The sequence below is a fragment of the Roseicella aerolata genome, from assembly GCF_020523605.1.
In the GTDB taxonomy this organism is placed as follows: Bacteria; Pseudomonadota; Alphaproteobacteria; order Acetobacterales; family Acetobacteraceae; genus Paracraurococcus; species Paracraurococcus aerolatus.
In genome coordinates, this window is sequence record NZ_JAJAQI010000092.1 from 1 (window position 1) to 7,985 (window position 7,985).

At 68.3% G+C, this 7,985-nt stretch carries 9 protein-coding genes; 7 read left to right on the forward strand and 2 right to left on the reverse strand.

The features are described 5' to 3' along the window. The 5 genes from LHA35_RS27180 to LHA35_RS27200 all read left to right on the forward strand — a co-directional run. A partial coding sequence (locus LHA35_RS27180; protein ID WP_226614282.1) for a hypothetical protein occupies nt 1-465 on the forward strand: 465 nt, incomplete at its 5' end. Next, complete coding sequence (locus tag LHA35_RS27185; protein WP_338051008.1) at nt 462-998, forward strand: MFS transporter; 537 nt, start codon at nt 462-464, stop codon at nt 996-998. The genes LHA35_RS27180 and LHA35_RS27185, both read left to right, overlap by 4 nt. A gap of 481 nt (nt 999-1,479) precedes the next feature. Next, nucleotides 1,480-2,019 carry a methanogen output domain 1-containing protein gene (locus LHA35_RS27190; RefSeq protein WP_226614285.1) on the forward strand — a complete coding sequence of 180 codons (540 nt, stop codon included), beginning with the start codon at nt 1,480-1,482 and terminating at the stop codon, nt 2,017-2,019. A 46-nt stretch (nt 2,020-2,065) separates the two neighbouring features. Further along, nucleotides 2,066-3,091, forward strand: coding sequence for a sensor histidine kinase (locus LHA35_RS27195; RefSeq protein WP_226614286.1), 1,026 nt, complete (start codon nt 2,066-2,068; stop codon nt 3,089-3,091). After that, nucleotides 3,088-3,606, forward strand: a complete 519-nt coding sequence (locus LHA35_RS27200; RefSeq protein ID WP_226614287.1) for a response regulator — start codon at nt 3,088-3,090, stop codon at nt 3,604-3,606. The genes LHA35_RS27195 and LHA35_RS27200 overlap by 4 nt, the downstream gene beginning before the upstream one ends. Nucleotides 3,607-3,682: 76 nt before the next feature. On the opposite strand, the gene LHA35_RS27205 is transcribed toward LHA35_RS27200, so the two are convergent. Next, a complete protein-coding gene (locus tag LHA35_RS27205; protein ID WP_226614290.1) occupies nt 3,683-4,093 on the reverse strand; it encodes a helix-turn-helix domain-containing protein in 411 nt (136 codons plus the stop codon). A 541-nt stretch (nt 4,094-4,634) separates the two neighbouring features. Between LHA35_RS27205 and LHA35_RS27210 the strand changes: the two genes are divergently transcribed. Next, the gene (locus LHA35_RS27210; RefSeq protein WP_226614293.1) at nt 4,635-4,961 is read left to right on the forward strand and encodes a hypothetical protein; all 327 of its coding nucleotides are present in this window, start codon (nt 4,635-4,637) and stop codon (nt 4,959-4,961) included. Between the two features lie 48 nt (nt 4,962-5,009). Beyond that, nucleotides 5,010-6,728 carry a sensor histidine kinase gene (locus tag LHA35_RS27215; protein ID WP_226614294.1) on the forward strand — a complete coding sequence of 573 codons (1,719 nt, stop codon included), beginning with the start codon at nt 5,010-5,012 and terminating at the stop codon, nt 6,726-6,728. Between the two features lie 372 nt (nt 6,729-7,100). On the opposite strand, the gene LHA35_RS27220 is transcribed toward LHA35_RS27215, so the two are convergent. After that, nucleotides 7,101-7,760, reverse strand: a complete 660-nt coding sequence (locus LHA35_RS27220; protein ID WP_226614295.1) for a Bug family tripartite tricarboxylate transporter substrate binding protein — start codon at nt 7,758-7,760, stop codon at nt 7,101-7,103. Nucleotides 7,761-7,985 lie beyond the last annotated feature (225 nt).

Genomic DNA, 7,985 nt, shown 5'->3' on the forward strand with positions numbered 1-7,985 from the left:
AGAACGGGTGGGCGCTCGCCTGCATGGCCCCGCCGGTCGGGCTACGCCCTCCCGACGGCGCCATGCAGGCGTTTCTCATCCAGATCGCCGCGCGTTCTCACCCTGATCGCCGCGCAGCACCTGGTGGCGCGCCTCGTATCCGGTGCGGGAGCAGCGCTGCTCAGCGTCGTGCTGTCGGCCATGGTCATGGCCCGCTTCGCGGGTCCAGCGCTGGCGCCGGCCATGGGTGGCTTCCTCGCGGCCTATCCGTTCGGCATCGCGCTCACGCTGCTGACCCTGCCTGCTCTCGCCGTCACCGCCATGTCCTGGCGTGTCGCCATGTTGGCCGCGGCCGCTGGCTGCGCCTTCGTTCTCGTCGCGACCCCCTTCATCCTGGCTGCAGGACGGCCCGGTCCCGTGTCAGGGGCGGGGGCACACGCGGGTGGGGCGCAGTGCTGGCGTCTGGCGCAGCTTGGGCCTTCGTGAACGTCGGCTACGTCATCCTGCTCGGCTTCGCCCCGGCACTGCTGGCGGGGCGCGGGGCCTCCCCCGAGGCTGCCGGCGCGCTGGCGAGCCTGATCGGCTGGGCCAGTATTCCCCTGGCGCCGCTCGGTGGTGCGGTTGCCGAGCGGACGGGCCGTCCGCTGTTGGTCACCGTTGTTTGCCTCGGCGTCATGGCGTTGGTGGTCCTCGCGCTCGCCATGGAAGCAGGTCCGCAGTCGGCGGCGCTCGTCGCTGCGGGGATGATCGGGAGCATCTCTGCGACGGTGATCATGACCCTTCCAGCCCGTGCGCTCGCGCCGGAGAGCCGGTCCTTCGGCATGGGGGTCTACTGGACGCTCTTCTATGCCGGCATGGCGGCCCTGCCGCCGGTTGCCGGCTGGGTCGCCGACACGACAGGCAGCGCGGCATCGGCGCTCGCAGTAGCGGCTGCGTTCCTGGCCGCGGCGGCCATGGCGGTGGCGATCTATGGTCTGCTGGCGGCGCGACGCCCTGCCGGCGCGGGCTCGGCGATATAGGTGCGGCTGCTCCCGCTCCTCACGAGCCGGGGCGGTGTCGAAGCCGCTCGTCATATGGCGGGAGCCGAGCCGGGCAGGCCCGCCAGGAGCCACCTTCAGGCGAGGACGGGGCATTGTCGGGGTGTTTCAGTCCAAAACGGAGGTCTGCACCGTTGAATCGGCAGCACGCGACCTCTGTCCAAACTGGCCGGATAAGAGGAGATTATGGAGCACACCCGCCACAAGCACCTGGCGACGATGCGATACATGTGCGGCGGGCGAACTGAGCAAGGGGGGCGACCACCGAGAAGTTCGGGCTACAGGGCTTGCCAGTGTGCCCTCCTTGTCTGCCGCCTGCGACACTCACTCGATGTAGTTTACAAGGAACTCGGCGCGGTTCACCTGCCTGCCTTAAGCATGATTTCCTAACTTGAAGGCGCACTTTGCTGGACGTAATGGAAGTCTGAGGGCAGAAGTTCGCGCCGCCCTCCGGAGACGTTCCATGGTCGAAGCCGACCCGCCGATGACCGCGCCCGAGGACATTCACCTTGAGCGAGATGTGTTCCTCCGGCGGCTCCTGCGGGAGTTAGCCGGTACGCTTCAGGATGTCGTCGGCCTTGACGAGGCATCCGGCTACATCAGCGTCGTCGGTGCCGCTATGGGCGAGCACATTAATAATGAGTACCGGCGTGCCCTCGCTGTTGACCGCCTCTCGCGCGAGCAGGTTGCGGCGGTGCTGGTGGACCTCAAACGCCGCATTCAGGGTGATTTCTTCGTGGTTGAGGAGGCCGAAGATCGCATTGTGCTCGGGAACCGAGCCTGCCCCTTTGGCGAGTTCGTGCTGGGGAGACCCTCGCTTTGCATGATGACCTCGAATGTGTTCGGCTCGATCGCGGCCGAAAACCTGGGCTATGCCGGGGTCACTCTCGACCGCACCATTGCGCAGGGTCACGCCGAGTGCCGGGTCGTCGTCCACCTTCGTCCTAGCGAACACACAGAGCCAGGCATCCGTGAGTACTTCCGCAGAGACGATGCCGGGTAACGGGAGCGCCGAGAGCGTTCTGCAAGCGCTTTCCGAGCCAGCCCTCGTGGTCGGCACGGATGGTCGCATTACCTTTGCCAATCGCGCGGCGCTCGCCCGCCTGGGCCCCGGCGCCGCTGGTGCTGCCCGCGACCTGATCGCGCTCAGCCCCGGAACCGAGGCCGCGGCTGGTCTTCGAGCCTATCTCCGCCGCTGCTCCGGTACGCGCAGCTCGCTCCTTGGTGTGGTCGAACTGCTGGGCGCGGATGGCCAGGTGAGCCGCTTTCGGAGCCATGGTGGCCTGCTGGAGGCTGCGCGAGACGGGTCGTCGGCCCGTGTGCTCCTGCGCCTGTCGGACAGTGGCGACGAGCGCTTCTCCGCGCTTGCGCAGAAGGTGCACGACCTGAACGAGGAGAACCGCAAGCGACGCCGCATTCAGGCCTTGCTCGAGGAGGCACTGCGGGATCGCGACATTCTGCTGCGGGAGTTGCATCACCGGGTCAAAAACAACATTCACATGCTCGCAGGCATGCTCTCCGCCGCGCGTCGCGAGTCCATTGTGCCCGAAGCGGCTTCGGTCCTGCAGGACGCATCGCGGCGCCTAGCCGCCGTCGGCGCCGTGCACCAGATGCTCTATCTCGGCAACAACTTCAGAGGCGTGCGCGGCGACGAGTTCGTCATACGGATCGGAGGCATGATCATGGCGGGGGCCGGAGCTGCCGAGCGCCTCTCCGTCATGGCCGAGCCTCTTGAAATCCCGAACGACGCGGCCGCTCCGCTGGCGCTGATCCTCAACGAATTGCTGGCGAATGCGCTGAAATATGGCGTCCGAGCGGACGGAACGCCCGGGCGGATCCATCTGAACCTGTCAGCTGCGATCTCGGTAATTGAGTTGGCTGTTGAGGATGAGGGGCCGGGCTTCGACTTTGCGGCCGGAGCCGGTAAACGCGCCTCGGGTCTCGGCTTGGTGCGCGGCTTGGCCCGCCAGATAGGCGGCTCCTTCACGGTCGAGCGGAGCCCCTCCGGGGGAGCGCGCTGTGTCATTCGCTTCCAGGATCGCGGCAGGGTGGCAACGGGGAACATTCAGGGATGAGGAATACGCTTGAGCGTGCCCCGTCGGGTCCGGGCCTGTTCCAGCCAGGGATGCCGCGTCCTGGCCAAAGACGCGCGCTGCGCTCTCAAGAGGACGGGCGGGCGGGCACGGGCGCATCACCGTCCCATGGTCGCGTCCTGATCGTCGAAGACGAGTACTTCGTCGCCCTCGACACCGAGGACGCGCTGTCCTCTGCGGGATTCACAGTTGTGGGAATTGCGGCGAGCGCGGAAGAAGCAATTGAGATGGCCACGGCCGAGGCGCCGGACATCGTATTGATGGATATTCGGCTGGTTGGGCCGCGCGATGGGATCGATGCGGCGGCCGAGATCCGTCGTCGGCTTGGCATCCCCTGCCTGTTCGCCACGGCACATTCGGATGCAACCACGCGGGCCCGCGGTGACAAAGCGGCCTTGCCCCTCGGCTGGCTAACGAAGCCGTACACACAGGATGAGGTCGCGGAGGCTGTGGGCGAGGCGATTGCCAAGTCGCGACGCGGCGCTGCCGGCGGTTGACCCTCCGGATCTCCGGGCCAGCCAACGCCGAAACGGACAGCGCGCAGTCCATGGGTCTGCCCGGCGGTGAGGTGTGTTAGTCCGCGGAGCCCCCTCTTCGGGCAGGCTCGGTTGCATTGGTCAACCGGCGCTCGGCCGCAGTCACGATCCCGGCGAACTCGCCGAAGGCGTCCCGCGCGCGGGCGGTCAGGATCTCGAGGGCACGCCTGGTGGGGTGCAGCACCTTGAGGCGGGCCTGCCCTGGCGGGGTCTCGCTGATGAGCAGCCCTCTCTCCTCCAGTTCGGCCACAACCCGCGACAGCGTCGGCGCACTCAGGAGCCCCTTGGCACGGCCGGCCAGGTCCCGGAGCGCGATCTGCTCGCCGCGCAGGTGGGCGGCAGCGACCTCGAGCGCGACCCAGAAGGCCTCCCGCGAGCGGTGTGGCGGCGCGTCGCCGTAGAACTCCCTGATGAGCTCGAACTGCCGCCGTAGGGCGGTCAGATGCACGGCCGCGACCGCCTCGGCACATAGGTGGTCCGGCGAGCCGCGCTGTCCGGGAGAACCGGATGGTGCAGAACGCTCATCAGGGACAACCATCAACTGGTGCTCCGGGTCAGCTCGGGGCCGAGCGAAAAGGTACTGCGGGCCCATATTGCGCAACACGATGGCCGCAGCGACAGGGCAGATCGTCTCAATACCGCACCACATTCTCGGGGCATTACAGTTTCTCAAATCACGACTCTGTGTCTTTCAAACTGAATGATGGCTCGGATACCCCACTCACGTGGGAGCGAGGCAGGCCAATGAGTAACTCAGCGCCGCCCCAAAACGATATTTGAGGACACGTCCCTTTCCAATGAACATTGACGCAGCGTCGGCCGCCGCGGCGGCCGAACTCGCTCCCACCCATCTCTGCGCTGAAGGGCTCTCGAACAACATCACCAGCTCCTGGGCCGACGGTCGCTGGCCGACATCAAAGCGCAGCACCCCCCAACATCGGGTGCTCCACAGCCAAGCCGCTGGGCTGACTGGCAGGAGGTCGACGGAGATGATCGATACCTACCTGCTTGGAGCCGGCGGGCTGGAGCGCGACCCCTCCCTCGCGCCCTGGCTGCGGGCCGGTACCCGCCTTGATCTCTGGCGCGACGGTCAATCGCTGACCTCCGGCACTGTCTCCCGCAGCCCGAGGCCAAGCCGCCTCGAGATCCGTACCCGAGATGGACAGCTGCTCGGCCGCCTGCCGCCAGACGAGGCGCAGGAGGTCTCGGACTTCATGGATGCCGGGGCGTCTGCGACCGTGTGGGTGCGCGGGGTCGTGCCGGCCTTCCGGCGCCCGCGCGTGCAACTCGTCATCGAGCTCGGGGCCGCAGCCTGAGCCTGTGGTGATTGCTTGTCTTCAGTCCTCAATGCAGCGTCGCGGCGCATGATCCTCACCGCGATGGGCCGCCCTGCCTTGCAGGCAGCGGCACCTCGCAAGGAGCGCGGAAAGGGGAGATCGCCATGGACCCCGACGCTGCGGGGCGACCTCCTGCTCCTGGTTGCCCTGCTCGCTTTCGCACTCCTCGCCCTTGCCGCCCTGGTTGTCTGGGAGGACTACCGGGGCAACCGTGACCGGGCGGAGGGACAGTTGCGCGACCAAGCCGTTGCTCTGGCGCGGGTTGTGGATCGCGAGTTCGACCGCGCTGAAGTCGCGTTGCAGGTCCTGGCCGCCTCCTCTGCCTTGGCCCGCGGCGAGCTGGGCGCCTTCGAGGCCGAGGCTCGGGCCGCCTCCGGCCAGCTCGGTGGCGAGCTCATCACCCTCACCGCGCCGGATGGTCGAGACATCCTGAGCACCGCCTGGGCACCAGGGGAGCGCCGCCCGGCCGTCCAGGCGTCACCGACGGCGTTGCGCGCCCTCGCCATTGCCGGACCCGCGATCTCCAACCTGCACTGGGGGCCAGCGACAGGGGGGCTGGTGGCCAGTGTCGCGGTGCCGGTGATCTCCCGAAATGGCTCCGCCACACCTGCCTACGCGCTCCGCCTCTCGCTCCGGCGCGACCGCCTCGCGCGCATCCTGGCCGGGCAGGGGGGCATGCCGGGCTGGGAGGGCGCCGTGCTGGACCGCCGCGGACATTTCGTCGCCCGCACACGGCACGATGCTGAGCTGGCGGGCCATCCAGCTCCCCCCGGCTTGGTGGCGGCCCTGGCCACGGCTGAGAGTGGGATTATTGAAGGCCAAGCGATGCCCGAGGGCGTTCCGGCCGTCACCGCCTATGCCCGGAGCCCGGCAACCGGCTACGCCGTCCTGGTCAGCGTGCCGGAACAGACGTTCCGTGCCCCGCTCTTCACCGCTCTGCTGCGCACCCTCGGTGCCGGTGCCCTGTTCACGGCCGTAGGCCTGGCGCTCGCGCTGTTGCTGGTCCGCCGTGTCGTCGCCTCGCTGCATGGCCTGCAGGCGCTTGGACAGGGCGGCGGGTCTGGAGAGCCGCTGCCCACGGCAGGTCTGCGGGAGGTGGACGATGCCGCACGCGCTCTCGCCGAGGCTCACCAGCGGCAGGCGCTGCTGGTGGAGGAGCTGAACCACCGCGTAAAGAACACCTTGGCCACCGTGCAGTCCCTGGCCGCCCAGACCTTGAGGAGCGCTGGCGGCGACACCGCGCGCTTCACGCACGACTTCGGCCAGCGCCTCCAGGCACTGGCGACGGCGCATGACCTGCTGCGGGCACAGTCCTGGGCCGGAGCGGATCTGGCTGCCGTCGTGCACGCGGCGCTGAACCCATGGATCTGCGGCGACAAGGCTCGGATCACGGTCGCGGGGCCGAAAGGCATCGCGCTGGCACCGCGGCAGGCGCTGGCTGTTGTACTGGCCTTGCACGAGTTGGCGACGAACGCTGTCAAGTACGGGGCGCTGTCGCATGCCGCCGGGCGGGTGACGTTCTGCTGGTCGCGCGGGACAGACGGTGAGGTGCTGGCCTGCTGGACCGAGACGGGTGGTCCGCCGATCACCAGCCCGCCACAGCGGCGTGGCTTCGGCACGCGCCTGCTCGAGCGGGCCCTGGCACGTGATCTCGGGCCTGGTGCCGCGGTAGAGTTGCACTTCCAGCCCACGGGACTGCACGCTGCGCTCCGCTTCAGCCCGGATCTGGCCTTTGGCGGCTCCTGAGAATGGCTGTGTCAGATTGGACGGAACTGCTGGTTGGCATCGCTGCGGGTGCCGCGACGGCCGTGTTCCTTTTCGCATGTACCCCGAAGGGCAGTGTGACGCGCCGTCCAGCGCTGGTCGTGATCGCAATCCTGCTCGTCGGTGAGGCGATCCTGGGTGGTGTTGTTATCCCGATGGCCATGCATCGGCTGTTGGTTCAGCCCTGTGGCGGTCCGCCCCCGAACTCGCGGGCCAATGCGGCCCAGCGTGTGCGGTGCTCGGCAATCTCGGCCGCGAAGGCCGCGGCAGTGGGGCCGCGCGCCAACATGCCAGCCGCCCCAAGGCGCGCGGCGATGGCCGGCTCAGAATAGCTCGCGCGCCTGGGCTGACAGCTCATCGCGCACCACAGCCGGCATGCCGCCAGCCGAACAGACCAAGGAGGCCCTCAACCCAGAAATCGGGAAAGCCGGCCTCCGCCGTGGTTGGTACGTCAGGTATTGTCGCCGTCCGTGTGCGTGCCGGGGTGGTCAGCATGCGTATCCGGCCTCCACGCGCGGCTCCGAGGGCGGCGGTGAGGGTCGAGAGCACCGCCTGAAGGCGCCCCTCTGCGAGGTCGAGCAGCGCCTGTGGGCCGCCGCGGTAGGCGACAAAGGTCATCTCAAGCCCGGCTCGATCCAGGAAAACGCGAAAGGCCGGGTAAGCGGAAGTGCGCGCCGGGCCGGCCCAGTGCAACTCGCCTCGCCGGGCCCGGGCATAGGCCACGAACTCGGCAAGGGAGCCAACCGGCAGGATGGCTGGAACCGAGAGCACGAAGAAGTCCGTGGCCGTGCTGGAGATCGGCACGAAGTCGCCGGCCGGATCGTAGGGGAGCCGGTCCTCCGCCAAGGGCGCCACGGTCAGCAGGTCGGCCATGCCAAAGAACAGCGCTTCGCCGGGGCGGGCCTGGGCGAAGGCCGCCGCACCGATCGTGCCATCCGCGCCGGTGCGGTTCTCCACCACCAGCAGGTGGCCGCGCCGGTATGACAGGCCATCGGCGAGCAGGCGTGCCGCCATGTCGGGCGATGTGCCAGGCGGGACGGAAACAATCAGGCGGGACGGATTGGCTGCGCCAGCCGGCCGCAGCCCAGCGATACCCAAGGTGGACTTGCCCCGCTTTAGGGGAGAGGCATTAGGTCAGGTAGCGGCCATCTTCTCGAACTGCGCAGGGCTTGTGAAGTCGAGGGCGGAATGGCGGCGGACAGGATTGTAGAAGCCGTCGATGTATCGGCCGATGGCGGC